Origin of the sequence: Granulicella sp. WH15 (assembly GCF_009914315.1) — a bacterium.
Lineage (GTDB): Bacteria > Acidobacteriota > Terriglobia > Terriglobales > Acidobacteriaceae > Edaphobacter.
On sequence record NZ_CP042596.1, the window covers coordinates 3,514,805 to 3,539,865 of the forward strand.

Here is a 25,061-nt window from a genome sequence, read left to right on the forward strand (position 1 = left end):
GCGTTAGAAGCTGCCCGCGAAGATCGCCTTCAGCTTGGCCTTCAGGCCCATCTCTTCGCTGGCCCGCCGAATCTGTGTGCGATGCGTATAGAGCAGCATCCCGATGGCCGCCGCGTACTCCGGCCGCACCAGCTCCTGCGGCATACGGCTCAGCGGCACCGGCGCGCCCACCCGTGCAGGCACCCGCAGCAGGCTCTCCGCGTTGTCGAGCAGGCCCACCAGGTGCGCACCGCCGCCGGTCAATACACAGCCCGCGCCCAGCGCCTCCAGCACGCCGCCCGCGCGCAGATTATCGCGCAGCATCGTAAACAGCTCCCGCGCACGCGGCTCCAGAATCTCCGCCAGAAACCGCTGCCGCACCAGCCGCGACTGCTGCGCGCCGCCCGAGATGCCGCCCGTCGTCAGGCTGCCGCCGACCTCGATCTCCGCCAGTTGCGGCACTGAGGTGACCACGCAGTTTCCATACATCTGCTTCAGCTGCTCGGCCTCTTCGACCGAGACGTGCAGCCCGACCGCAAGGTCGTTCGTAAAGTGATCGCCGCCGATGGGTAGCACCGCCGTATGTGCGATGGAGCCTTCGAAGAAGACCGCCAGCTCGGTCGTGCTCGCTCCGATATCGGCCACACACACGCCCAGCTCGCGTTCGTCAGCCGAGAGCACCGCCTCAGCCGCCGCGATCCCCTCGTACACCGTGTCGTAGACCTCAAGCCCTGCGCGGTTCGCGCACGTAATCACGCTCTGCGCCGCGCCGCCCGAGCAGGTCGAGAGGTGCAGGTTCACCTCCAGCCGGTTCCCCACCATGCCCACCGGATCGTGGATCCCCGCCTGGTCGTCGAGAATGAACTCCTGCGGCAACAGGTGCAGCACCTCACGGTCCGGCGGCAGCGCCACCGAGCGCGCCCGATCCACCGCGGCCCTCACCTCGTCGCGCGTAATCTCGCGCATACGGTTGCCCATGCTGATGCCGCCGCGCGAGTTGATCCCGCGCACGTGGGTTCCACCGATGCCGACCACCGCCGTCTCAATCGTCGCCTTGGCCGCGCGCTCCGCCGTCAGAGCGGCCTTGTTGATCGCCTCGGCAGCAGGCCCCAGGTCGGCGATCAAGCCCTTGCGCATCCCCTTCGACGCCTCGACGCCGTGGCCGCGATACCGCAGTACGCCATCCTGTACCTCGGCCACCAGCACAAAGCTCTTGGCGCTGCCAGCGTCGAGCACGGTAATCAGATTGTCTACATTCGGCTTCATCGCGGTCCTGCCTGCGGGGAATGAGTCTTCGGAGCTGCCTTCGCGACCGGCTTCGTCGTACCTGCCTTCTTCTTCGGCACAGCAAACGCCGTCTTCAGATGCCCGTGCGGCGGAGGCACGGCCTTCGCCATGAGAGCCTTCTTCGCCGGACCACGGGCTTCTTCGCCACCACTGTCTTCACCGGAGCCTTGGCCGCATCCGCCTTGGGCTTGTCCGCGATGGCCTCCGGGTTCGCGTTCGTCGCCATCGGCACCGACGAGCCTGCCTGCATCTCCAGCACCACCTGCCGCGGATAGCGCATATCCGCCGAGGCCAGCTTGGGATAGTCCGCCTGCCACTTAGGCAGGTTCTCTTCGAACCTGCGATACCGCTCCAGGAACTCCCCGTCGCCGAAGTGAACCAGCACGTCGTTCTTGCCCGACGGGATCAGAGCCTTCACGTCCTCCGGGCTTGAGAGGTCCACCTCGCTCAGACGGTCGGAGATCTTATCGGCCGATTGGTTCAGCTCCGCGATGAACCGCATATAGATCTTCATCCGCGCTGCCCGGGTCGAGAGCGGGTCGTCCTCACCGATCCCCGTCACCACGGGAAAGGAGTAGTGCTGCGCGGGCTGGGCCGAGGTATCTCCGTCGCCCGTGTCCTCGGACATATTCAGCAGCACGCCGTTGGCGTCGACCAGCCCGATGTGGCCGCCCTGGCGGTAAAAAGCCACCGGCGTCCGTTCCACGACGGAGACGTGGATACGGTTCGGCAGCAGCCGCATCACCGTCGCGTGCTCCACCCACGGCAGCCGCTCCAGCTCGGCCTTGCGGTCCTCGAGCGAGATCGTCAGCACGTTGCGGTCGACATCTTCACCGAAGACGCTGAGCAGTTGCGCCCGCGTCATGTGGCTATTGCCTGCAATCTGGATGGCGGACGACGAAGGAATGGCAAATCGCCGGTCGTGCAGCAGCGACTGCCGCGCACCCCACAGGATCGCCACCGAGATCCCCAGCATCGAGACCGCCGCGACCCCGGCCAGGATCCGTCCCAGCCGCGTCTGCGGCATCCCGCCGCGCAGGGTCAGTTGCACGCCCTTGCGGCGACGGCGACGGTCGAACGCCGGAGCCTCATCCTCCGCGTCGGCAGAGCCGTCATCGGTCAGATCGCGGAAATCTTCACTCAGGTCGCGGCGCAGTCGCGGCGAGCCGGGCGCGCGCCGAGGCGTCGCAAGCCCCGATCTCGCACCAGGGACGTGATTTGTCTCGCGCGTCTCCAGCACCGCTGCACCATCCTTAAAGAACACTTCGCTTGTCCGCGCGCCCGAGCAAGGCCGCGAGAATCGCCACCCTGACTATAACCCGCTCAGACCCTCCCCCGGCCCACCATCCCGGGGGGAGTATCCGCCGAGCAACTCTCTTGTAAAAAAGCAAAAGCTTGTCCCGCCGGAGGCGTTCACATGCCTTTTTAAAGCTTCGCGTGGCCCTCCCGTTGGTCGGGAATCAATTACTTACCGGTGCCGGACAGCTCCGTCAGCAGCATCCCGCTCGCCTGCGATACGCTCCCCGCCCCCAGCGTCAGGATCACATCGTTCTCCTTCGCCTCGGCCACCAGCTTCATCACCGCCTCGGCCATCGACGGCGAATAAGCCACCTTCGCCCCGCCCGTCACCCGCTTCGCCAGCGCCTCCGCCGTCACGCCCTCGATCGGCTCCTCGCTGGCCGCGTAGATATCCAGCATCTCCACCGTATCGGCATCACCAAACGCCCCCGCGAACTCCTCCATCAGATCCCGCGTCCGCGTATAGCGGTGCGGCTGAAAGAGCACATGCACCCGCTTGTACCCGGCCTCCCGAGCCGCCGCCAGCGTCGCTTTGATCTCCGTCGGATGGTGGCCGTAGTCGTCCACCACCGTCACCCCGCCGACCGTCCCCTTCACCTGAAACCGCCGGTCCACCCCACGGAAGCTGGCTAGCCCCGTCGCAATCTCCGCCGGGGAGACCCCGAGCTGCACCCCCACCGCAATCGCCGCCGTGGCGTTCAGCACGTTGTGCCGACCGGGCACATGCAGCGAGAACGGCCCCATCAGCACCCCGCGATAGTTCACCCCGAAGCTGGCGTTGCAGTCCGCCCGCGCGGGCAGCATCTCCAGCCGGAAGTCCGCGTCCTCGTGCTCGCCGTAGGTGTAGACCCGGCGGCGCACCCGCCCGATCACCCCGCGCAGCCGCTCGTTGTCGATGCAGGCCGTGGTCGCCCCGTAGAACGGCAGCGAGTCCATAAACTGAACGAACGCGTCGTCCACATCCTCCAGGCTCTTGTAGCAGTCCATGTGCTCCCGGTCGAGGTTCGTCACCACGGCCAGCACCGGCGACAGCTTCAAAAATGAGCGGTCGCTCTCGTCGGCTTCGGCAACGAGATACTGGCTCTGGCCGAGCCGTGCATTCGACCCCATCGCGTCCACGCGTCCGCCCACAACTACCGTGGGATCAATGCTTTGCAGCACCGCCGCGATCATCGACGTGGTCGTCGTCTTGCCGTGCATCCCGGCCACGGCGATGCCGTACTTCAGCCGCATCAGCTCGGCCAGCATCTCCGCCCGCTGGATCACCGGAATCTTCCGCCGCCGCGCCTCCACCACCTCCGGGTTCGTGGCCGAGACGGCCGAGCTGGTCACCACCACATCGCTCGCCGCCGCGTTCCCCGCCGCGTGGCCCTCGAAGATAATCGCCCGAGCCCCGCCAGCCGGTCAGTCGCGGCCGACCGCCGCAGGTCGGAGCCGGAGACGCTGTACCCCAGCGTCAGCAGGATCTCCGCGATCCCGCTCATCCCGATGCCGCCGATCCCAATAAAGTGAACCCGCTGTGAAGAGGCGAAAAACATATGGCCAGGCTTGAATCCAGAAGCAAACATGCCCTCACTTTATCAGCCGACCGGCGCAGGCGTAACATGATTGCAGGGGCTGCGTCTTATAGGTAGGCAGGCGCGAGCCGCCCGGAGACACCATGAACACGTACAACAGCTACCCGACCATTATCGACGCCACCCGTGAAGAGACCGCCGGCCTTCTGGCCAAGGTTCTCGGCATCACCTCCCTCGGCTTCCTCATCACGGCCGGCGGTGTCGCCACCGCGCCCGAATGGGGAATGTTCGTCGGCATGATCGCTGTCTTCGGCCTGGTCTTCGCCATCAACTTCGCACGCCGCCGCAACGCTACCATGGCGCTTTCGCTCTTCCTCGCCCTCACGTACTTCATGGGCTGGGAGATCGCGCCGATCATCCAGCACTACGTCCACACCGCCGGTCCCGCCGTGGTCTTCAATGCGGCCGCCACCACCGGACTGGGCATGGCCGTCATGGGCTGCGTCGCCTACCTGTTCAACATCGACTACCGCCGCGTCGCGGGCATCGGACTCGCCGCGCTGCTCTGCCTGGTGGTCGCGGGCATCCTCAGCATGTTCTTCCACTTCATGCAGCCCAGCACCTACTCCTGGCTGACGCTGGGGATCTTCTCGCTGCTCACGGTGGGCGACTTCGCCCGCATCCGCGCCGCCAGCCGTGCGGGTGTCGATAACTCCTCCGCCGTCGTTCTCGCCCTCTCCATCTATCTGGACGCCATCAATATATTCCTGGCCGTCCTGCAACTGATGGGCGGAAACCGCCGCCGCAACTAAACACTGGTTCTTGCGGGTGGGATCGTTTTCCTCCCACCCGCAACACCCCTTGGGTTACAGTCAAGAAAACGAAACCCAAGGAACCCCATGCGCCTTTGTCCGCCCATCTCTGGCCTTCTGGCACTCACAGCCTTTTTTGCTGCCCCCCTGCACGCCCAGAAGACGCTGCTCGCCACCCCCACCACGGTCGTCTGGGGTAACTACGACCCGCACCACGCCCCCGCCCTCACCGTAAACTCCGGCGACACCGTCAAGATCCAGACCCTCTCCACCTGCGGCCCCACCGAGCGCCTGCACGCCATGGGCGTGCCTGACGCCGAGATTCCCCAGTACGCCAAGGACATCTACACCCAGTTCCCCGCCGACCAGAAGGGTCCCGGCGGCCATATTCTGACTGGCCCCGTCGCCATCGCCGACGCCAAGCCGGGCGATGTCCTCGAGATCCGCATCCAGAAGATCGACATCGACGTGCCCTGGGCCTGCAACTCCTTCGGCGTAGGCCGCGGCTTCCTGCCCGACGACTTCCCCTACGCCCGCACCAAGCTCATCCGGCTGGACCGCGACAAGATGCTGGCCGACTTCGCCCCCGGCGTCAAGATTCCACTGCACCCCTTCTTCGGCTCCATGGGCATCGCCACGCCCTCGGCCAAGACCAACTCCGGCCCGCCGTGGATGAACGCGGGCAACATGGATAACAAGGAGCTGGTCGCCGGAACCACGCTCTTCCTACCCATCAACTCCGACGGAGCCAACTTCGAGGTCGGCGACGGCCACGCCGGACAGGGCAACGGCGAGGTGGACATCACCGCGCTCGAGACCCAGCTCACCGGCACCTTCCAGTTCATCCTGCACAAGGGCTCGCTGGCCGACGCGCACCGGCTGGTCTGGCCCCGCGCCGAGACCCCGACCCAATACATCTCTATGGGATTCAACGAGGACCTGGTCCGCACCACCGAGATGGCCATCCGCAACATGATTACCTTCCTCTCGGAGCAGAACCCCGACCACCCGCTCCTAAGCCGCGAGGACGCCTACGCCCTCATCTCCACGGCCTGCGACGTCGATATCACCCAACTGGTCGATATGCCTCGCTACGGCGTCCACGTCATGTGCCCCAAGAACCTCTTCACCACCCGGAAGTAACCTCACAAAAACAGGTGCCACTATCTCGACGTCGAGGTGGGCACCTGTTTTTTACGCGAAGCGTCGAGAACCGCACGAAGTGCCGCCCGTCCGGCGTTAGGACGCTTTTGCTTGTTTTTGTTGTCATTCAGGAGCGAAGCGGAGGAATCTGCTTCTGTTGTTGCCATTGCTCTTGTCTCTGAGGCGGGCTTTAGCCCCGAGGGATGCTTTCTTCTCCCCACATTCCATTCGTTTCCCTCCTCCCCAGGCTCATGCAACAAATATCTAAACCTCGTGTCTAATAAACTGAGAGCCGCACCGCCTCGCACCGGCGTAAGACCGGCATAGCGAAGGCAGGCGCGGCAACAGAGGATCTTATGCAGATCGCGACCCGCAAGACTCCGTTCACGAAGACCCTCATGGCTGGTGCTCTCCTGGCCGTGCCGATGACTCTCGCCGCACAGGCCCCGCAGTACCCGCCTCAGCAGCCCGGCTACGATCCCCAGGCCCAGCAGCAGCAGCAAGCTTATTCGCCGCCGCAGCAGCAGGGATACCCTCCTCAGCAACAGCAGGGCTATCCGCCCCAGCAACAGGGTTACCCCCAGCAGCAGCCCGGCTACGGCGATCCCAACCAGGGCGGCTATCCCCCCCAGGATCAGGGCCCTGGCGATCCGAATCAAGACCCCAATCAGCTAGGCTACGCCCCCGACCCGCAAGGTCCGCAGGACGGCCAGCAGATCGTTGCCCAGGCTCCGCCCCCTATTCCCGACTACGATCAGCCCGACAGCCCCGGCGACGGCTACATCTGGACGCCCGGTTACTGGGCCTGGGGGCCCGGCGGCTACGTCTGGGTGCCCGGCGCGTGGGTTGAGGCTCCCTACTCCGGCGCTCTCTGGACCCCCGGCTACTGGGGCTACGGCGGCGGCGGTTACTTCTGGAACGCCGGATACTGGGGCCCGGTTGTCGGCTACTACGGCGGCATCAACTACGGCTTCGGCTTCTTCGGCGCAGGCTTCTACGGCGGCGCATGGCGCGGCGGACACTTCTTCTACAACCGGGAGTACGTCCACGTCGGCCCAGGAGTGCGTAACGTCTACAACCAACACTTCGACAACATCCACAACGTCCGTCCTGGCGGCGGAGCGGCCTTCAGCGCTCACAACGGTGGCCGCGCCCCTGGCAACTTCGGCAGCCGTCCGGGCGGCACCTTCAACGACCGCGGACATGCTGCCGCCGAGGCCCACGGCTTCCCCGCGTCGCCGAATCGCGGCAACTTCAACAGCGCGCCTCGTGGCGGAGCGCCTGCCGGTAACCCCGGCGGACAGTTCCGTGGCGGTCAGGCTCCGGCTGGTAGTGGCCAGTTCCACGGTGGTGGAGCACCTGCGGGCGGCGGCTTCCACGGCGCTCCTGCCGGAGGCGGCGGCGGAGCACACGGCGGTGGCGGCGGCGGCCACCACTAGGGTACTTCGTACCGTTCTCGGGGCGGTATGAGTAAGTGATCCTCTGAGGTCCTCCCGTTGGTCGGAAGCGAGCATTCTTCGTTTCCGACCAGCGGGAGGACAGTTGCTCTTAAACCACCCAGACAAGTATGAAAGTCACGAAGTGACCGCCCTCCGCGCAGGAGGCCCGTCCGGCAGGACAGTCTTCCTAAGGCCGAGCCAGCCGCAGGCACATCCGGGCGATCTGCCCGGCGGCATCGGCGTGGGCCAGCCCCCGAGCCGCCTCGCCCATCCGGCTCCGTCGTGCGGAATCCTCCAATAGATCCGCTACCACAGCTCCCAGCCGCTCCGGGTTCAGCTCCGACTCCAGTACCATCACCGCCGCACCGGCTTCCACCAACACATCCGCGTTTTTCCTCTGGTGGTCGTCCGCCGCCGCCGCAAACGGCACCAGCACCGACGCCCGCCCCGCAGCCGCCAGCTCCGCCACCGTGCTCGCTCCGCTCCGGCAGACGATCAGGTCAGCCCCGCCGATCTCCTCCACCATGCCGTCGAGGTAAGGCACCACCCGCACCCGCTCCGAGACCACTCCAGCGGAACGAAAAGCCTCGGCGGTTGTCTCGCCGTGCCGCCCACCGGCCTGATGCACAATCTCCAGTGCCGGGAACTGCTCCAGTAGACCACTTGCTACCGACGGCATCACCCGGTTCAAAACCTGAGCCCCCTGACTGCCGCCGAAGACCAGCAGCCGCAGAGCACCGGCCTGCTTCGGAGCCAGTGCAAAGAACTCTTTCCTTACCGGAATCCCCGTCACCTCGGCCCGCCGGAAGTAGCTCGTCGTGGCCGCGAAGTTCACCGCCGCCGCGCCCACCAGCCTGCCCACCAGCCGGTTCGCCAGCCCCGGAACCGCGTTCGGCTCGAATGCCAGCGTCGGTACCCGCAGCAGGATCGCCGCCATCATCGCCGGTCCCGAGGCGTATCCACCCACGCCGACGACGACATCCGGCTTGAAGCTCCGCAGCAGCCCCGCGCAGCGCAGCAGGCCCAGCGGCAGGTCGGCAAACGTCCGCACCCGCGTCATCAGGCTGACGTTCTTGAGTTGGCCGACCTTAATCAGCTCCAGCGCGAAGCCCGCCTCGGGCACCAGCCGCGTCTCCAGCCCGCGTGCCGTACCCACGAACCGTACCTCGGCCCCGTGCGCGTCGCGCAGCTCGCGTGCGATGGCCAGCGCCGGAATCACATGCCCCCCGGTGCCTCCACCGGCGATTAGAACCCGCATCAGTCGATTTCCCGGGTGATGTTCAGCAGCACGCCCATTCCGGCCAGCGTCACAAAGAGCGAGGTGCCGCCGAAGGAGACAAACGGCAGCGTGATGCCCTTCGTCGGCAGCAGCGCCAGCGAAACGCTGACGTTGAAGAACGCCTGGATCAGGATGGCCGACGTAAGCCCGAACGCCAGGAACCGTGCGAACGGATCGGTGGAGAGGTACGCCGCCCGCAACCCGCGATAGCCCAGCAGGCAGAACATCCCCACCAGCGCCAGCGCGCCGATCAGCCCCAGTTCCTCAGAGATATTGGCGAAAATGAAGTCCGTGTGCGGCTCCGGCAGGTAGAAGAGCTTCTGCACGCCCTCCATCAACCCCTTGCCCCATAGCCCGCCCGTCCCCACGGCGATGAGCGATTGCAGGATGTGGAATCCGGCTCCGCGCGGGTCCGCATCGGGGTTCAGGAAGACCTTCATGCGGGCCAGACGCCAGGGCACGAAGAAGAGCATGTACGCCATCACGGGCGAGGCGCAGAGCAGCGCAATCCAGATCCAGCGCATCTGCAAGCCCGCCAGATAAAGCATCAAAAGCGTTACAGATGCGCAGACCAGCGCCGTGCCCAGGTCCGGCTCCTTCAGGATGAGCGCGACGAAGACCAGCGGCGGCAGCGCGGCCCGCAGCACCGTCTCCTTCCAATCGTCCATCTTGTGGATGCGCGTCTGCAAAAAATACGCGAGGAAGAGGATGACCACCGGCCCGGCCAGCTCCGACGGCTGAAACGTGAAGAAGCCGCCGAAGCGGAACCAGCGGTGCGTGTGGTGCGAGTCGTGCATCGCGAAGACGCCGACGAGCAGCAGCAGCGTGACCGCCATCGCGGGGAAGACGACCTTGGGGTTGTTGTAGCGGCGGTAGTCGATGCGCATCAGGATCGTCAGCGCGATCATCCCGGCCAGCGCGAAGACCGCCTGCTTGGCCACGAACGGATATGGCGAGCCGGAGTTGGCCTTGGCCATCACGGCCGAGGCGGAGAAGACCATCACCAGCCCGAAGAGGACCAGCAACAGCACCACGCCAAACAGCCATTTATCGACGCCAACCCGTTTCGCCATCGAGACCGAATCCTCTGCTACTTCTTCATCGCCAGCACGAGTTCACGGAAGACGCGACCGCGATGCTCGTAGTTCTCGAACTGGTCGAAGCTCGAACACGCGGGGGCCAAAAGCACTACGTCGCCCGGCACAGCGGCCTCCGCAGCCTTTGCCAGCGCGGCGTCCAGCGTTCCCGCAGACTCTATCTTCACGACTCCCGCCAGCTCGCGCTCGATCTTTTGCGCGGCCGAACCTATCGTGTAAACAACGCGCACCCGCTCGCGCAGCAGCGGCGCAAGCTGCGTGTAGTCGGAGTCCTTGTCCTTGCCGCCGAGGATCAGGTGAACGCCGCCCGCGAACGAGGCCACCGCCTTCATGGTCGCGTCCACGTTGGTGGCCTTCGAGTCGTTGTAGTACTCCACGTCTGCGATCTTCGCCACTCGCTCCAGCCGGTGCTCAACCGCGTGAAACGCCGCGACCGACGCACGAATGCTCTCAGCGGGAACGCCCGCGAGCCGCGCCGCGCAGACCGCTGCCAGCACGTTCTCCACGTTATGCGAACCCTTCAGCGGAATCTCCGCGATGGGCAGAATCGGCTCCGGCGTGGCCGTCTCGGACGCCTTGAAGAACAGGCTCTCGCCATGTACAAACGTACCCTGCTTGATCTGCCGCGTGGCGCTGAACCAGAAGATCTGCGCCTTGGTTTTGGCCGCGACCATCTGGGTCGCCTTGTCTTCAGCATTTAGAACGAGAAAGTCATCGGCGTCCTGCTGTCCAGTGATCTTTGTCTTCGCCGCCGCGTAGTTCGCAAAGCTGCCATGCCGGTCCAGGTGGTCCGGCGTAATGTTCAGCACCACAGCGATCTTCGGCTTGAACTCGATCACCGTCTCCAGTTGGAAGCTCGAGACCTCGAGCACGCTCCAACTCTCGGGCGTGCTCTCGCCGATCAGCTCGATCACCGGCAGGCCGATGTTGCCGCCCACCAGCGTCGGTAGGCCCGCGTCTTCAAATATCTTGCCCACCAGCGTCGTCGTGGTCGTCTTGCCGTTCGAGCCGGTGATGGCAACCACGCGCCCCTCCAGAAACCGGCTCGCCAGCTCCAGCTCGCCGATCACCGTCTGCCCAAAGGCCAGCGCCTGTTTCACCTCGGGCGTATCCAGCGGCACGCCCGGCGAGACCACGATCAGGTCTTGCCGACGAAAGGTCAGGAGACCGTGGCCGCCCGACTCCACCATGATGCCGACCTCGAGCAGCGCCGGAATATCCTTGGCCAGCGCAGACGCGCTGCGGGTATCGCTCACCGTCACCTGAGCGCCGCGTGCCTTCAGAAACAGGGCCGCCGCCAGCCCGGATTTCCCCAGTCCCACCACCAGTACGCGTTTCTTCTTCAGTTCCATCTCTGCCGCCATGCCTTCCAGCCTACCGCAGCTTCAGCGTCGTGAGTGCGAACAGCGCAAAGACCAGCGCCAGGATCCAGAACCGCGCGATCACCTTCGACTCCGACCAGCCCAGCAGCTCGAAGTGATGGTGCAGCGGGGCCATCTTGAAGATACGCTTGCCGTTCCTCAGTTTGTAACTTCCCACCTGAAGAATGACGCTCATCGCCTCGAGGATGAAGACGCCGCCGATGAAGGGGAGCAGCAGCTCCTGCTTGATGACCACCGCCACTGTGCCGATGGCTCCGCCCAGCGCCAGCGAGCCGACGTCGCCCATGAAGACCTCGGCCGGGTGCGCGTTGTACCAGAGGAAGCCGATGCTGCCGCCGACCATGGCTCCGCAGAAAACCGTCAACTCGCTGACCATCGGCATCCGCTGCAGCTCCAGGTAGTCGGAGAAGACGACGTGGCCGCTGACGTAGGTGAGCATCGTCAGCGCGGCGGCTGCGATGATGGTGCATCCGATCGCGAGACCGTCGAGACCGTCGGTCAGGTTGACGGCGTTGCTCGAGAATGTAACTACAAGCATTACAAATACGACGAAGGGCAGGAACGCCAGCCAGTGCATGTGCGGGATGTGCCCCATCCACTGCCAGACGAGGTCGGGGCGGAAGCGCTTGGCGAACGGCACCATCAACCGCGTGGAGTAGCGGCCGCGCTGCTCGAGCAGCAGCAACGCTACCGCCACCAGCGCGCTGACGGAGAATTGCAGGACCAGCTTCTGCTTTCCGGTGAGGCCCTGGTTGTGCTTGTGCAGCACCTTCGTGTAGTCGTCCGCGAAGCCGATGGCCGCGAAGGCCAGCGTGGACAGCATCACGATCCACACCAGCGGGTTCGAGAGATCGGACCACATCAGCGTCGGAATAATGATGGAGATGCAGATGAGGACGCCGCCCATGGTGGGCGTGCCGCCCTTCTTCTGGTGCGACTGCGGCCCCTCTTCGCGGATGTACTGGCCGATCTGGAACTCGCGCAGCCGCTCGATGACGAATGGGCCAAGGAGCAAGCCGATCAGCAGCGCAGTCAGGCTCGCGCCTACCGTGCGAAAGGTGAGGTAGCGGAAGATGCGGAACAACCGGAAGTATGGGAACAGCTTTTGATAGAGCAGCCAATAAAGCAAAAGGGTCTCCGCCTGTGGGGCTGGCCGCGCCTGGAGGCATCGTGTTTCGGCCGCGCACTACCTGCCCATCTTAACAGCGCAGCCGCGCGCGCGTCCGTGGAAAGGGCGTCCAGCAGCATGAGTGAACCACGAAGAGCACACGCCGCGGCGAGTATCTCAATTCCGACCAACGGGAGGGCACTTCGTGCCGTTCTCGGGGCGGTATGGGGAAGTTATCTTCTGAGGGCCTTCCGCCGGTCGGCAGCGAACATCTTTCTTCCCGACCAACGGGAGGACCACGCGAAGCCGTAAAAAGGCGTGTGAACGCCCGCCCCGCGCGCAGCGGGCCCGTCCGGCAGGACAGTCTTTACAACTCTGCCAGAGCGCCCTCGAGCCGCACGCCGCGCGAAGCCTTCAGCAGTACCGCATCGCCTGACCGAAGGTTCTCCTTCATCCACCCCCCCGCCGCCGCGGGCGATTCCACAAACACCGCCACCACTCCAGCCTCCGCAGCAGCGTTCACCAGCGCAGAGGCAAGGCCGCGCACGCCAACGATCAGATCAACGCCGCTCGTTGCCATATGACGCCCGCAAGCGGCGTGCAGGGTCGCAGCGTCCGGACCAAGCTCCAGCATCTCGCCCGCCACCACGATGTGACGCTCCGCAGGCATCGTCATCAGCGCGTCCACCATCGCGTTCAGGGCCACCGGGTTCGAGTTATAGCTATCGTTCACAATCCTGGCCCCGCGCCACTCGACGACCGCGCCGCGCTTCTCGGAGGGCTGCATCTGGCCGACGGCAGCGGCGCACTCGGCCAGCCCCATGCCGCTCCTGAACCCCACGGCAATCGCCGCCAGCGCGTTGTAGACGTTGTGCCGTCCCAGCAGAGCCAGCCGGACTTCGGCCCGCTCGCCTGCGGCGATCACATCAAACAGCATCCCCTCCGCACCGGCCTCGACGACCTTCTCCGCACGCACCTCGAGGCCATCCTGCAAACCAAACAGAACAGCTCGCTCACCTAATCCCCGCGCGAACGCCGCCACGTAAGGATCGTCGCCGTTCAGCACTGCTACGCCATCGGGCGGCAGCGCCTGCACCAGCTCGTACTTGGCCTTGGCGATGCCCGCAATGCCTTCGGGAAAGTGCTCCAGATGAACCGGCGCGACGTTGCTGACAACCGCCCAATTCGGCTCCGCGATCTTTGCCAGCGCCGCGATCTCGCCCGCGTGGTTCATGCCCATCTCGATCACGGCAACCTCGTGCTCCGGCTCCAGCCGCAGCAGTTGCAGAGGAACGCCGAAGTGATTATTCAGGTTCCCCGCCGACTTGAGCACGTTGAATCGAGCGGAGAGCACCTGCGCCACGGCCTCCTTGGTCGTGGTCTTACCCGCCGATCCAGTGATGCCGATGACACGCCTGCCCCAGTGCCGACGGACCTCGCGGGCCAGCGTCTGCATGGCCTTGAGGACGCTGTCCTCACCCTCGGGAACCCAGAGGAACTTGCAGGGGTCGAGTTCGTCCGGCGCGAGCCAGTGTGAGCTGACGACCGCCGCTACAGCCCCGTTTGTCAACGCGGCTTCAACGTAGTTATGCCCGTCGGTGCGCTCGCCGGTGACGGCAAAGTAAAGCTCGCCCGCGTTGATCGTGCGCGAGTCGATCGAGTAACCGAGCGCCTCAACATCAGTGGTGAAGTCGCCCTCAGCGTGAATCCAATCGGCGATCTGGCCCAGCGTCAACTTCATCTTTGATCCCTCTTCAGCATCCAGTCCAGCCTATCAGTGAGCTTGAAGCGCGGCAGCCGCGACGGCCACGTCATCGAAGGGAACGGTCACACCATTCAATATCTGCACCTTCTCGTGCCCCTTGCCCGCGAGCAGCACGATGTCTCCCCGGCGAGCCTCGTGAATCGCAAGCTCAATCGCCTTGGCGCGATCCGGCTCGACGATGTACTTCGCGCCGGTCTCTGTCACGCCTGCCAACGCCTCAGCAAGAATGACCGCCGGATCTTCCGTGCGCGGATTGTCGCTGGTCAGAACAACGAGGTCGCTACCCTCACCCGCTGCCCGTCCCATCTTCGGACGCTTGGTGCGGTCTCGATCACCACCGCAGCCGAAGAGCGTGATGACGCGGCCGTTGCCCACCAGCTCACGCGCCAGAGCGATCAGGTTGCGCAGCGCATCGTCGGTGTGGGCATAGTCCACGACCACCGTGATGCCAAGCTCGTTAGCCACCGTCTCAAAGCGGCCCGGAACCGGCTTCAGCAGACGCGCTGCCTCTGCAATTTGTTCAAGGCTGAGGCCTCGAGCAAGCGCCGCACAAGAGGCAGCGAGCAGGTTATAAACATTCACCCTCCCCGTAAGAGCGGAGACGATCTCGACCGCGCCAACCGGGGTCTTCCATAGATACTCAGTGCGTCCCGCGTGCAGGCTGATTCTTTCAGCTCGATACTCACCGGCGTTCATGCCATAGCTCATCACGCCGGAAGACAAGTTCTGTTGGAGGAGACGAGCACCGCCATCGGGATCATCTGCATTGAGGATCGCGACACGCGGAGGAGGAGCGCCAACACCTGCAAACAGCCGGGCCTTGGCCTCGAAGTAAGCCTGCATCGTGCCGTGATAATCAAGATGATCCTGGGTCAGGTTGGTAAAGATGGCCACATCCACTGGCAGCCCCCAAACACGCTCCTGCTCGAGCGCGTGACTGGACATCTCCATCACCGCCTCGGTCGCGCCCACGCGTATTCCATCGGCAAACAAGGCCAGCAGATCGCGGCTCTCGGGAGTGGTGTGCTCGCTGGGCCTGACCTCATCGCCGATGTGGGTCTCGATGGTCCCGACCAGCACGCACCTGCGACCCGCGCTGCGCAGCATCTGCTCTAGCAGAAAGGCCGTCGTCGTCTTGCCGTTGGTGCCGGTGACCGCGCTGATTTTGAGCGCCTGTTCAGGATGGCCGAAGAGGTTAGCGCTAACAGTAGCAAGCGCGCGGCGGCCATGCTCCATCAGGTAAAAGGGAGTGCCTGGATAGAGCATCGCAGGACGTTTCCACAGTTCGTCCGAGTCGGTGAGCACAGCAACGGCACCGCGCTCGATGGCCGTGCCAATGAAGCGGTTGCCGTCCGTGGCCCCACCCCTCATCGCTACAAAAATATCTCCCGGCACAACGCGGCGGGAGTCGTATTGGACGCCGTTCACTTCAAGATAGGACGGAACACCAGTCCCTACCGCGTCTACCCCGCGCATTGCCTCATCCAGCCGCATCTTCAAATTCTAGCCGCTCCTGATTGCATAGCGTTGGCAATGGCTTGGCTAACGCGAGAAGCGCACAACGACCTCGGTCCCGCTAGGCACCATCGTCCCTGCGGCGGGGGCTTGTTCTGTTGCCAACCCACTGCCCACGGGCTGCACTCGCAAGCCCGCGTTGCCGGCCTTTTCAATGACCGCCCGCAATGCGGAGCCCTGGAACGACGGGACCGCAACACGAGTGGCCGAATCGACCACGACACCGCCGTTGCTCTTCGGCGAGACCGTCGGGGTCACCTTCGGCGCGACCAGTGCGGCCCTGGCTGTTGCATCCGTCGCGGCCGCGTCCTTTCGGGTGTTCGCCGCGAATGCAGAGAGCACGCTCGAAGAGAGCTTCTCAATCGGCGATGGAACCGTGGGCTTCGCGGGCGCGTTCTTCTCCGCAACAGCCGGGGTCGGCTCTGTTGGCTGAGTCGCAGCAGTCCTCAGCGGATCGTCAGCCGGTAAACTATTTACCTCCGCAAACATCGCGTTCAGGTCCGCGCCGCTGTCCGACGGCATATCGTCGTGGGCATCGGTCTTCGCTACAGCCAGCATCTCCTTGCTGGTCTTGAGCGGCTGATCGTGCGGCACGCCGAGGTACTCGAGCACCTCCTGCGCGACCTCATGAAAAACAGGGGCCGAGACGGTTGAACCATATCCGGTCCCCACCGTTGGCGTGTCGATCACCACCGCCACCGAGATTGCCGGAGAGCTGACCGGCGCGAATCCTGCAAAGCTGGCCACCAGCTTGGTGTGCGAATAGGTACGCGTGGCCGGATCAATCTTCTGCGCCGTGCCCGTCTTGCCCGCTGAGCTATAACCGTTGAGCTGCGCCGCCTTGCCCGTGCCCTCGGTCACGATGCCCTGCATCATCGAGCGCATCTTTGCCGCCGTCAGCTCCTTGATGACGCGGTGCGAACCGTCGGGCAGCTTCTCCGGCAGTTGATACACGGGATGAAACGCCGCAGGTTTCAGCCGCGGATCGCCCTTCATCTCATCGGTGGACTGCAACAAAATGTGCGGCGGGATATACTCGCCGCCGTTGGCGATAGCGCTCACCATGGTGACAAGTTGCACCGGCGTGACGCCAACCTCCTGCCCGATCGAGAGCGAGAGGATGCTGGTCGAGCCCCACTTATGCGGCGGACGCAGCAGCCCACGCGTCTCGCTGGGCAGCTCGATGCCGCTGCGCTCGCCGAAGCCAAAACCCTTCATGTACTCGTAAAACTTATTCGAGCCGAGTTTCAGGGCCATCTTCGCCGCGCCCACGTCCGACGAGTGCTCGAGCGCATACTGCACCGTCACACGGCCGAAGTGATCGGACTTGTCGTCGTGCAGCGTGCGCCCGAACATCGTCATCGCGCCACCCTGGCAATCGACGATATCGGTCGGCTCCACGCCCGCCGCGTCAAGCGCAGCCGAGTAGGTGACGAGCTTGAAGGTCGAGCCCGGCTCGTACACATCGCTCACCGCAAGATTGTTGAGCACGCTCGAATCCATATGCTTCGAGTCGTTCGGGTTGAAGCGCGGCGAGACCGCGAGCGCGAGAATCTGCCCGGTGTGCGGGTCCTGCACCACGATCGTACCGTGCGCCGCCTTCACCTTCGCCACCTGCTCGTCGAGCGCGCGCTCGGCCATGTACTGAATGTTGGCGTCAATGGAAAGCACAAGATTTTCGCCTGCCTGCGGCTCGTTCTCCACGCTGCCCAGCACGTGGCGCTTGGCGTCGAGCGCGGTAAGCATGTGCCCTGGCTCGCCGTGCATCTCGAAGTCGAACTGCCGCTCCAGCCCGCCGAGTCCGGCGTCGTCGGTGCCCACATAACCCAGCACCTGAGCGGCCAGCTCGTTGTTCGGATAGAAGCGCTTGAACTCCTTCTGGAAGTAGACACCCTTCAGGTTCAACTCGCGCACGCGGTTGACGATATCGGGGTTCAACCGGCGACCCACCCAGGCGAAGCCGCGCGAGGCGTTGAAGCGCGCCAGCATCTGGTGCTCGGAGGTGAAGTTGTCGGTGGGGTCGGTGTGGACGATCTTCGAGAGAATCTCGGCGGCGTTCCCGCGGTTATCCCCCAGCTCAGAAGGGACAGCGTAGACCGAGTCCACAAGGACCGTCATCGCCAGCTCTTTAAGGTTACGGTCGTAGAGCACTCCGCGCCGCGGTGCAACCTCAAACGCACCCTGCTGCTGGCGCGCCGCACGCTGCTCCCACATCTTGTGCTGGAAAATTTGTAACAAAATTAGTTTTCCCGCGATGAACACGACCCAGACGCAAAAAAACAGGGCCACGTAGGCAAACCGTTTTCTCCGGATCGGAGCGGTCAGAGTCTGCCGTGGCCCTCGGTTTATCTGTCTTCCTGTCTTGTCTCTCACTGGCTCAAACTAGTTCCGCTGCGGTACTCCGGGGGTGTTGATCTGGGCTACGGCAGCGGCCATCGAGCCTTCGGGGCGCACCACCTGTCCAGGCTGGGGCTCGTCGAGACCAAGCTGACGGGCCATCCGGTCCAGACGACCGGGATCGCTGAGCTGAGCTTCCGTCAAGCGAAGCTGGCGGTTCTGCTCGCGCATCGTCTCCACCTGCTGCTTCTGCGCCTCGATCTGGTAGCCCATCTCGATGGCCGAAAAGTGCTGCCATACGAAGATCATCACCAGCGCGAAGAGGATGCTCATCATCACCGCGAAGCTGCGCATCTCCTTGCGGCGTTCGGGATCGTCGAGCTTCACAATGCGGCTGTTGTCCAGGTGCTTGGCGAAGAAGACCTCGGGCGTCGGCCCGCGACGCGCACGCCGCTGCTGCTCAAACAGCTCGCGATTGCGCTCTGCCACGGTCTCCGGACGGCGCCGCGTCGCCCGTCCCGCACTCGTCATGTCCAAACCCGTCGCTATCGCCGCCATCGCTTATCTCCTTCTTCTGCCCGAGTCGCCCTTCCAACCCGCTGTTGTTGCTAATTTCTCCGCCGCCCTCAGCTTCGCGCTGCGCGACCGCGGATTCCTCAACATCTCTTGCTCGGTGGCGACGACCGGCTTCTTCGTCAGCACCTCAAAAACACCTGCGTCCTTCGACGCTTTGAAGGAGTCCTTTACCAGGCGATCCTCCAGCGAGTGGAAGCTGATCAACACCAGCCTTCCCCCCGGCTTCAACAGAGACCCCGCGCTCTCAAGCAGCGATCGTATCTCTCCCAGCTCATCATTCACGCGAATCCGAAGTGCCTGAAAGGTGCGTGTTGCCGGATGAATCTTGTCGCCTTTCATTGATGGGGCCGCGGCCGATATCACTCTGGCAAGTTCTGCCGTTGTCTCTATCGGCCGGGCCCTCACAATGGCTCTGGCGATTCTCCGCGACCTCCTTTCCTCTCCGAATTCGTAAATCAGGTCGGCGAGTTCGTTTTCGTCTTCCTGATTTACCACTTGTCCGGCCGTCTCCCCCGAGCGCGTGTCCATCCGCATATCCAAGGGGCCTTCCGACCGAAAACTGAATCCTCTGTGCGCCTCGTCCAGTTGGAGGCTGCTCACTCCAAAGTCCGCCAGCAGGCCGTCCAGACTGCCCGGCTCGATGGCCTCGTGAGCCTCCGAGAAAGCCCTCGGCTGATACTCCACCGTCGGCATCTCGCTGCCCAGCTCGGCGGCGACCTCGGCCATCCGGGCCTTCGCCTTCTCCATCGCCTCCGGATCGCGGTCGAAGCAGATCATCCTGCCCGCCGCGCCCAGCCTGCGGGCGATGCCCGACGTATGTCCCGCCAGACCTAGCGTTGCATCCGCGTAGGTTCCGCCGGGGCGCACATTCAAGTACTCCAAAACTTCTTCGAAAAGAACCGGCACATGCTGCGGGTGGTATTGCGCTTGCTCCGACCGCCGCACCTGCTCCCCCTGGGGGGTAAACTTCGGACCCTGATCTTCTGTCACTTAGAGCCCAAACTCCGCGAGAGCCGCCATATCCTCAGCCGTCAACGGAGCCTCTTCCAACCTGCCCTTGAAGTCGTCATGGTTCACGACCTCGAGGATTCCCATCTTGCCCAGCACCACCACATCGCCGATCACCTTGGCCGACTCCCGCAGAATCTGCGGCAAAAGCAACCGGCCCTGCTCGTCCATCTTTGCCATCTGGCCGTAGTAGCTGGTCACGTCCAGAAACTTCATCTTGGCCGGGTGGGAGTTGGGCACCTTTGCGAGCTGCTCTTCCTTCTTCTCCCACTCTTTCAACGGGTAGAGCTGCGCCCGCTTGCCGTCCGTGCTGGTGATGTAGAACTCGTTCCCGTAGACCTCATCCACGCGGCTCTTATAAGCAGCCGGCATCTTCAACCGGCCCTTCTCGTCCACGCGCGCTGGATGGTTTCCCCGAAACATCGTCTCTTCACTCTCTTTGCGAACCAAACTCGACAGCAGAGGAGCGCCGGGCGGAGGGTAAAATCAGTTCAAATCCCTACCGAATGGTCCCGTTTCTCCCACTTTTGACCACTTCCATCCACATCGTCTCCTTCTCTAACCCCGAAGTCCAGCCCTAAATTGGGATTGAGATAACTATTTGTTGAACGAAATGTGGAAAAACCTTCCGATGGTGTACATATCCCACGACACGACTACAGGTAGTGTTTCGCTTTCTGATTCCGGGTATTTTCCCCCCTTGTCGGGCGGCGAGGCATCTGATAGGCAAACAAAAAGCGAAAACGTCCAGCGGACGCTCTTTACTGTCCAGAAAAGAGGCACCAGCTAAAGCTGGTAGGGGATACGTACGTGAGGGTTTTCGGTGGAAAAATCCCGCGTGTTGCGAGTGATGAGCAGGTGGTCGCTCAACTCGGCGGACGCCAGGATCATGGCGTTGGGCAGCTTCATCCGCGGCTGGCGGCGCATCACGATGGCACGCTCAGCGGTCGCCATCGTGATGGGCAGTATCGTGAAAGAGGCAAGAAAGACGCGGGTTTCAGCTTCGTGCTCGGACTTTACTCCCGCCATCACCTCCATCCAGGTGATGATGCTGATGGCTCGGCTCTGGTATCGGTCCATCTCGACGCGGGCGGCCTCTATGCCGCTCAGGTAGTCGATCAGGATGTTGGTATCGAAAAGGGCGCTGGTGCCTACCATTCGTCGCGCAGCCGCTTCTGGAACTCCAGGCCGTCCTCCGGCTGGTCGGCCCACAGGCCGAAGGCGCTGGACTTCTTTGCCAGACGGTGCGGCTCCAGATAGTGGGCGATAGCCTGCCGGACCAGCTCGGCGCGCGGAACATCGCCAGCCTTGCTCAACTGGTTGAGCAGGTTCAGGTCATCTTCGGGGATATCGACGAGGGTTCGCATCGCAGCCTCCTGACGGACGCATGATATACACCCACGATATCACTCTGTCAGGCCCGCTCGGCAGAGCGCTTCTTGCGCTGGAGCAGCCACACCAGGTAGGCCAGCACGGCCAGATTGATAAGCAGCAGCGAGAGCCGCATCCAATTGGGACGGCGGGCCAGCTCGTAAAGCTCCCACGGCAGGAACGAGACCGTCAGAATCAGCGTCAGGTACTCGGCCCATACCTTTTCGAGCAGCAGCCCGATCCCTTCAGTCAGCGCCAGCCCGGAGTAGGCGAAGGTCGCCAGCCCGATCTCGCGCAGCCGGTGCGCGTCGATCCGGTCCACCTGTTCGAGCAGCAGCCCGGCCAGACGGCCCTCGGGGTCGAAGCGCAGCGCCACGGCCAGCTTCATCACCTCGTCGGTCAGGTCGCGGTGCAGCAGGCGAAAGGCCCCAATGCCGAGGCAGAAAAAGAAGATCGCCTTGGCCAGCTTGAACAGGCCGATCATCAGCAGCCCGCGGTCGTGCGCACCCGATCTCGACGTCCCCGATCCAGCCGAAACCGGCTCGGTCGAATTGCTCATAAGGCCCACTGCTCCAGTTGACGAGCAACGGGCGCAAATGTCAACGTCCTCAAGAAGTTGAACATTCACGCCCGGCAGGCAGATCTCGTTATGGGAATGCGGCGAGCCACGAGGGATAGCTCGTCGCATCCCCGACCGGCAAACCGCACCGGCCACTGCCCGCACCGTCGCACGGGCAATCTCGGTTTACATCTCGGCCCACTGCCGCAGCAGATTGTGGTAGACGCCGGTCATCTGCACCGAACTCTCCTTGACCTTGGCGTCCTCGATCCCGGCCAGCCGCTGGATGGCCGTGTCGAGGTCGAAGAGCAGGGTCCGCTGCGCGTCGTGCCGGATCATGCTCTGAATCCAGAAGAACGAGCTGACGCGGTTGCCGCGCGTCACCGGCTCCACGCGGTGCAGGCTAGTGGCCGGGTAGAGAACCATGTGCCCGGCGGGCAGCTTGACGCGGTGCTCACCGTAGTAATCCTCAACCACCAGATCGCCGCCGTCGTAGTCCTCGGGATCGGTGAGGAAGAGCGTGGCCGAGAGGTCCGTGCGAATCCTCTGCCCCGTCGTCGAGATCTGGCGGATCGCCGTATCGACGTGGGTGCCGAAGGTCTGGCCACCGGCGTAGCTGTTGAACATCGGCGGAAAGACCCGCAGCGGCAGTGCCGCCGACATGAACAGAGGGCTGCGTGCCAGCCCCAGCAGCACCATCTCGCCGACTTCCTTCGAGGCCGTGCTGCCCTCAGCCACCTGCGCGTTACGCTTCACCTCCTGCGCCTGGTAGCCCGCCGTCACACGGCCATCGACCCACTCAGCCGCGGCAAGCTTCTGCCGGGCCGAGTGGACCTGTTCCTTCGTCAGTACGTTTTCTATCTTCGTCAACATCGTTACGACCTCGGATTTAAAACTTGTAGTTGACCCCGATCAGCGCCGAAGCTCCCGCTCCCGGAACCAGGTGGCTCGGGTGCGGCAGGTCAATGTAGAACCGGTTCAGCAGGTTATACACGTTGGCCTGCAGCTCCAGCTTGTCGGTCAGCGGACGCTTCACCATCGCGTTGAAGATCCAGTATCCCGGCACCTGCTTCATCCCCGTCGACAGCACCTGGTAGCACTTGGTCGCCGTGGCTCCGCAGGGCGAGGTGCCCGCGGCAAAGGTCTGTGCGGCCGAGTAGGTCAGCGGCACATACGGCACCGTCGAGCTGGCCGTGCGGCTGCCCACATAGTTGCCTCCCACACCGGCGATCAGCTTCAGCGGCAGCTTGTGCGTCACGAAGACGTTGAAGGTCTGCTTGGGCACGTTCGCCAGCGGGAAGCCCACCGAGGTCGGGTAGTTCGGCGAGGAGAGCACCTTGCTGTCGAGGTACGCGTACCCTGCGACCAGGTCCATGCCCTGCGGCAGACGACCCACGACGCTGAACTGCGCGCCCTTCACCAACTGGTTGCCCGCATTCACGGTCAGGGTGCTGTCCGTGGCACTGGTCTCGCGGGCGTTGTCCTTCTCAGTGCGGAAGACCGCACCTTCCACCTGCAAGCGCTCGTTCAGGAAGGAGTACTTGACGCCGCCTTCGTAGCTCTCGTTCTCCTCGGGCTTCAGCCCGGCGCTGGTCAGGGTCACGCTCAGGCTCAGCGACTCGGCCGCAGGATTGAAGCTGGTGCCGTAGTCGAAGTAGACGCTGCCGTGGCTGGTCGGTTTATAGACGAAGGCCGCGCGGTAGGTCGGCTGCGACTCCACCAGGCTCAAGACAGCGGTGGCCGTCGCGGTGCCTCCAGTGGGCGGCTTTACCGGCTGATAGATGCTGTAGCCCGTATCCATGCGATCCCAGCGAGCGCCGCCGCTGACCTCGAAGAGACGTCCCAGCTTGATCGTATCCACGAAGTAAAGCCCGACGCTCTCCACCTTGGTGTGGACCACCGAGGTGGTGTACCCCGTGCCGCTGAAGACCTGCGTGGTGTCCGGGTTCAGCAGGGTCGCTGTCGGTACCGTGTCCACGCCGCTGATCGTGTACGAGTAGCGGATGGGGTTCGAGATCTCCTGTCCGCCCTCAATACCGCCGACAAAGTTATGCTTCAGGCCGAAGGTCTTGAAGTGTGCCGTCACCTCGGTCTGATCCCACAGGTCGCCCTCCACGCTCTTGGTCTGGATCTGGTTGCGGTTCACCACGATCTTGGCGGGGTCGTAGTTGGCCAGGGTGGAACAGGTCAGGCTGCTGTTCCACGCCACGGTCGGCAACGAACTGACGTATCCGCCCACGGGCACGCTGGCCGGGGGGTTCGAACAGATCTGCGGCTCGGTAATCTGCGCGGTGCGCGGATAGTTCGCCGCCCGCGCGATGCTGTGGATCGCGATGCTCTTGGTAAAGTCGTGATCGAACTTCGCGGTGAGGATATCGTCGTTCGTCTTCAGCGAGTTCTCATCCGGGAAGCCGAAGTAGGCATGGCGGCTCACCCCCGGAGCCAGTTGGTTGAAGAACCACGGCAGACCGTAGTCCGGCGTGTCGTTCTCCGACAGGTGGAAGTAGCTGAGCGTGAACCGCGTCGGTGAGTTGAGGCCGAACGAGACCGAGGGCGCGAGACCGAAGCGACGAATTTCGTCGAACGGACGGCCCGCAACACCGCCCTCCTGCCCCATGATGTTGACCCGGAAGGCCGATCCCGCCGCCAGCTCCGGCATCGGCTCGTTGATGTCAGCCGTAATGCGACGCGTGGCATCGGTGCCGAACTGCGTCTGGATGTTGATGATCTGCGGCTCAACCGGAACCTTGCTCTCCTGGTTGATGACGCCGCCCGTCGAGCCGCGCCCGAACTGGATGCCCGCCGGACCTTCGAGCGCCTCGACCGCCTCGTAGTTGAAACCGTCGCGGTAGTAGCTGCCGAAGTCGCGGATACCGTCGAGGAAGATGTCGTTGCGCGCCGTAAAGCCGCGAATGGTCAGGTTGTCTCCCTGCGCACCGGCCTCGCCCGCCGCCAGGCTGATGCCGGGGACGTTGCGCAGCGCATCCTTCAGGGTCGAGGTACCCTGGTCTTCGATAAGGAACTTCGGTACCACGTCCACGGTCTGCGGCGTGTCGATCAGGTCTTCGCTGAACTTGTTCATGGGCAGGTTATTCTGCAAGCCCGCCAGCACGCTGACGCTGTCCGAGTGCTGGATGGAGGCTGTCGCGTGGTGAGCGTCCTGGAAGGTGACGGTCAGGCTGGTGCCGGTCAGCAACTGGCGCAGCGCCTCGTCATCGGCGTAGGTGCCGGAGATGCCGTTCGAGCGCAACTGCGCCGCGGCGTCCTTGGGCATACCCAGCCGGACCGAGATGCCGGTCACCTGGCGATACTGCTCCAGAACGTCGGGCAGGCTGCCGCCGCCGATGGAAAACTGCCGCTGCATCTTCTGCATGGCCGCGCCGCTGCCGCCGTCCGCGCTGCCGCTACCGGCCTCGACCAGGTTCTGCGCTCTGCCGGAGACGGGGGCCATCGCCGCCGCCGCTACCATTGCCACTGCCGCCAACCGCGTCGAACGCGTATCTACCTTGCTGCCGAGCTTCTTGGAACTCTTCATCTCAATCTCCCGATCGTCTTCTGGCCAGCCGGCCCTCGCACGGCTGCCGCTCA

At 63.9% G+C, this 25,061-nt stretch carries 20 protein-coding genes and 1 pseudogene; 3 read left to right on the forward strand and 18 right to left on the reverse strand.

Translation table 11 applies throughout. From position 1 onward, the window contains the following. Positions 1–3: 3 nt before the first annotated feature. From ftsA to murC, 3 genes and pseudogenes are all read right to left on the reverse strand, one after another. A complete protein-coding gene (gene ftsA, locus FTO74_RS14615) occupies positions 4–1,245 on the reverse strand; it encodes a cell division protein FtsA (protein WP_162538810.1) in 1,242 nt (413 codons plus the stop codon). Positions 1,246–1,339: 94 nt separating this feature from the next. Further along, a complete protein-coding gene (locus FTO74_RS14620) occupies positions 1,340–2,530 on the reverse strand; it encodes an FtsQ-type POTRA domain-containing protein (protein ID WP_162538811.1) in 1,191 nt (396 codons plus the stop codon). A gap of 200 nt (positions 2,531–2,730) precedes the next feature. After that, positions 2,731–4,103, reverse strand: a pseudogene (gene murC / locus FTO74_RS14625) (UDP-N-acetylmuramate--L-alanine ligase). Between the two features lie 122 nt (positions 4,104–4,225). Between murC and FTO74_RS14630 the strand changes: the two are divergent. The 3 genes from FTO74_RS14630 to FTO74_RS19815 all read left to right on the forward strand — a co-directional run bounded on the left by FTO74_RS14630 (position 4,226) and on the right by FTO74_RS19815 (position 7,476). Further along, positions 4,226–4,894, forward strand: coding sequence for a Bax inhibitor-1 family protein (locus FTO74_RS14630; protein ID WP_162538812.1), 669 nt, complete (start codon positions 4,226–4,228; stop codon positions 4,892–4,894). 87 nt (positions 4,895–4,981) lie between these two features. Next, positions 4,982–6,037: an acetamidase/formamidase family protein gene (locus FTO74_RS14635; RefSeq protein WP_162538813.1), complete on the forward strand. Its 1,056-nt coding sequence runs from the start codon at positions 4,982–4,984 to the stop codon at positions 6,035–6,037. Between the two features lie 356 nt (positions 6,038–6,393). After that, complete coding sequence (locus FTO74_RS19815) at positions 6,394–7,476, forward strand: YXWGXW repeat-containing protein (RefSeq protein WP_255462291.1); 1,083 nt, start codon at positions 6,394–6,396, stop codon at positions 7,474–7,476. Positions 7,477–7,663: 187 nt separating this feature from the next. Here the strand turns inward: FTO74_RS19815 and murG are convergent, their stop codons facing one another. The 15 genes from murG to FTO74_RS14715 form a co-directional block, all read right to left on the reverse strand. After that, positions 7,664–8,734: an undecaprenyldiphospho-muramoylpentapeptide beta-N-acetylglucosaminyltransferase gene (gene murG, locus FTO74_RS14645; RefSeq protein WP_162538814.1), complete on the reverse strand. Its 1,071-nt coding sequence runs from the start codon at positions 8,732–8,734 to the stop codon at positions 7,664–7,666. Beyond that, positions 8,734–9,828: a putative lipid II flippase FtsW gene (ftsW, locus tag FTO74_RS14650; protein ID WP_162538815.1), complete on the reverse strand. Its 1,095-nt coding sequence runs from the start codon at positions 9,826–9,828 to the stop codon at positions 8,734–8,736. Before ftsW ends, murG begins: the two co-directional genes overlap by 1 nt. A gap of 17 nt (positions 9,829–9,845) precedes the next feature. Continuing rightward, the gene (gene murD, locus FTO74_RS14655) at positions 9,846–11,204 is read right to left on the reverse strand and encodes a UDP-N-acetylmuramoyl-L-alanine--D-glutamate ligase (RefSeq protein WP_162539909.1); all 1,359 of its coding nucleotides are present in this window, start codon (positions 11,202–11,204) and stop codon (positions 9,846–9,848) included. A gap of 22 nt (positions 11,205–11,226) precedes the next feature. Next, complete coding sequence (gene mraY, locus FTO74_RS14660; protein WP_162538816.1) at positions 11,227–12,363, reverse strand: phospho-N-acetylmuramoyl-pentapeptide-transferase; 1,137 nt, start codon at positions 12,361–12,363, stop codon at positions 11,227–11,229. Positions 12,364–12,709: 346 nt separating this feature from the next. Then, entirely contained in the window at positions 12,710–14,083 is a 1,374-nt protein-coding gene (murF, locus tag FTO74_RS14665; protein ID WP_162538817.1) for a UDP-N-acetylmuramoyl-tripeptide--D-alanyl-D-alanine ligase, read from the reverse strand. 33 nt (positions 14,084–14,116) lie between these two features. Next, entirely contained in the window at positions 14,117–15,601 is a 1,485-nt protein-coding gene (locus FTO74_RS14670; RefSeq protein ID WP_162539910.1) for a UDP-N-acetylmuramoyl-L-alanyl-D-glutamate--2,6-diaminopimelate ligase, read from the reverse strand. A gap of 48 nt (positions 15,602–15,649) precedes the next feature. Continuing rightward, positions 15,650–17,860, reverse strand: a complete 2,211-nt coding sequence (locus tag FTO74_RS14675) for a penicillin-binding protein (RefSeq protein WP_345933306.1) — start codon at positions 17,858–17,860, stop codon at positions 15,650–15,652. A gap of 144 nt (positions 17,861–18,004) precedes the next feature. After that, on the reverse strand, positions 18,005–18,517 hold the full coding sequence (locus FTO74_RS14680; RefSeq protein ID WP_162538818.1) for a cell division protein FtsL: 513 nt from the start codon (positions 18,515–18,517) through the stop codon (positions 18,005–18,007). Positions 18,518–18,520: 3 nt separating this feature from the next. Further along, positions 18,521–19,441, reverse strand: a complete 921-nt coding sequence (gene rsmH, locus FTO74_RS14685; RefSeq protein WP_255462292.1) for a 16S rRNA (cytosine(1402)-N(4))-methyltransferase RsmH — start codon at positions 19,439–19,441, stop codon at positions 18,521–18,523. Between the two features lie 84 nt (positions 19,442–19,525). Then, complete coding sequence (locus tag FTO74_RS14690) at positions 19,526–19,966, reverse strand: division/cell wall cluster transcriptional repressor MraZ (protein ID WP_162538820.1); 441 nt, start codon at positions 19,964–19,966, stop codon at positions 19,526–19,528. A 363-nt stretch (positions 19,967–20,329) separates the two neighbouring features. Further along, entirely contained in the window at positions 20,330–20,701 is a 372-nt protein-coding gene (locus FTO74_RS14695) for a type II toxin-antitoxin system VapC family toxin (RefSeq protein ID WP_162538821.1), read from the reverse strand. Beyond that, the gene (locus FTO74_RS14700; protein ID WP_162538822.1) at positions 20,695–20,910 is read right to left on the reverse strand and encodes a ribbon-helix-helix domain-containing protein; all 216 of its coding nucleotides are present in this window, start codon (positions 20,908–20,910) and stop codon (positions 20,695–20,697) included. The genes FTO74_RS14695 and FTO74_RS14700 overlap by 7 nt, the downstream gene beginning before the upstream one ends. A 47-nt stretch (positions 20,911–20,957) precedes the next feature. Continuing rightward, a complete protein-coding gene (locus tag FTO74_RS14705; RefSeq protein WP_162538823.1) occupies positions 20,958–21,473 on the reverse strand; it encodes a DUF2127 domain-containing protein in 516 nt (171 codons plus the stop codon). 186 nt (positions 21,474–21,659) lie between these two features. Further along, positions 21,660–22,346, reverse strand: a complete 687-nt coding sequence (locus FTO74_RS14710; RefSeq protein ID WP_162538824.1) for a Fe2+-dependent dioxygenase — start codon at positions 22,344–22,346, stop codon at positions 21,660–21,662. A gap of 16 nt (positions 22,347–22,362) precedes the next feature. Next, positions 22,363–25,008, reverse strand: coding sequence for a TonB-dependent siderophore receptor (locus tag FTO74_RS14715; RefSeq protein WP_162538825.1), 2,646 nt, complete (start codon positions 25,006–25,008; stop codon positions 22,363–22,365). Positions 25,009–25,061 lie beyond the last annotated feature (53 nt).

Coding starts and splice junctions, on each gene's coding strand:
- ftsA (WP_162538810.1), bottom strand. CDS start 1,245: ATGAAGCCGAATGTAGACAATCTGATTACCGTGCTCGACGCTGGCAGC.
- FTO74_RS14630 (WP_162538812.1), top strand. CDS start 4,226: ATGAACACGTACAACAGCTACCCGACCATTATCGACGCCACCCGTGAA.
- FTO74_RS14635 (WP_162538813.1), top strand. CDS start 4,982: ATGCGCCTTTGTCCGCCCATCTCTGGCCTTCTGGCACTCACAGCCTTT.
- FTO74_RS19815 (WP_255462291.1), top strand. CDS start 6,394: ATGCAGATCGCGACCCGCAAGACTCCGTTCACGAAGACCCTCATGGCT.
- murG (WP_162538814.1), bottom strand. CDS start 8,734: ATGCGGGTTCTAATCGCCGGTGGAGGCACCGGGGGGCATGTGATTCCG.
- ftsW (WP_162538815.1), bottom strand. CDS start 9,828: ATGGCGAAACGGGTTGGCGTCGATAAATGGCTGTTTGGCGTGGTGCTG.
- murD (WP_162539909.1), bottom strand. CDS start 11,204: ATGGAACTGAAGAAGAAACGCGTACTGGTGGTGGGACTGGGGAAATCC.
- murF (WP_162538817.1), bottom strand. CDS start 14,083: ATGAAGTTGACGCTGGGCCAGATCGCCGATTGGATTCACGCTGAGGGC.
- FTO74_RS14670 (WP_162539910.1), bottom strand. CDS start 15,601: ATGCGGCTGGATGAGGCAATGCGCGGGGTAGACGCGGTAGGGACTGGT.
- FTO74_RS14680 (WP_162538818.1), bottom strand. CDS start 18,517: ATGGCGGCGATAGCGACGGGTTTGGACATGACGAGTGCGGGACGGGCG.
- FTO74_RS14690 (WP_162538820.1), bottom strand. CDS start 19,966: ATGTTTCGGGGAAACCATCCAGCGCGCGTGGACGAGAAGGGCCGGTTG.
- FTO74_RS14695 (WP_162538821.1), bottom strand. CDS start 20,701: ATGGTAGGCACCAGCGCCCTTTTCGATACCAACATCCTGATCGACTAC.
- FTO74_RS14700 (WP_162538822.1), bottom strand. CDS start 20,910: ATGCGAACCCTCGTCGATATCCCCGAAGATGACCTGAACCTGCTCAAC.
- FTO74_RS14705 (WP_162538823.1), bottom strand. CDS start 21,473: ATGAGCAATTCGACCGAGCCGGTTTCGGCTGGATCGGGGACGTCGAGA.
- FTO74_RS14710 (WP_162538824.1), bottom strand. CDS start 22,346: ATGTTGACGAAGATAGAAAACGTACTGACGAAGGAACAGGTCCACTCG.
- FTO74_RS14715 (WP_162538825.1), bottom strand. CDS start 25,008: ATGAAGAGTTCCAAGAAGCTCGGCAGCAAGGTAGATACGCGTTCGACG.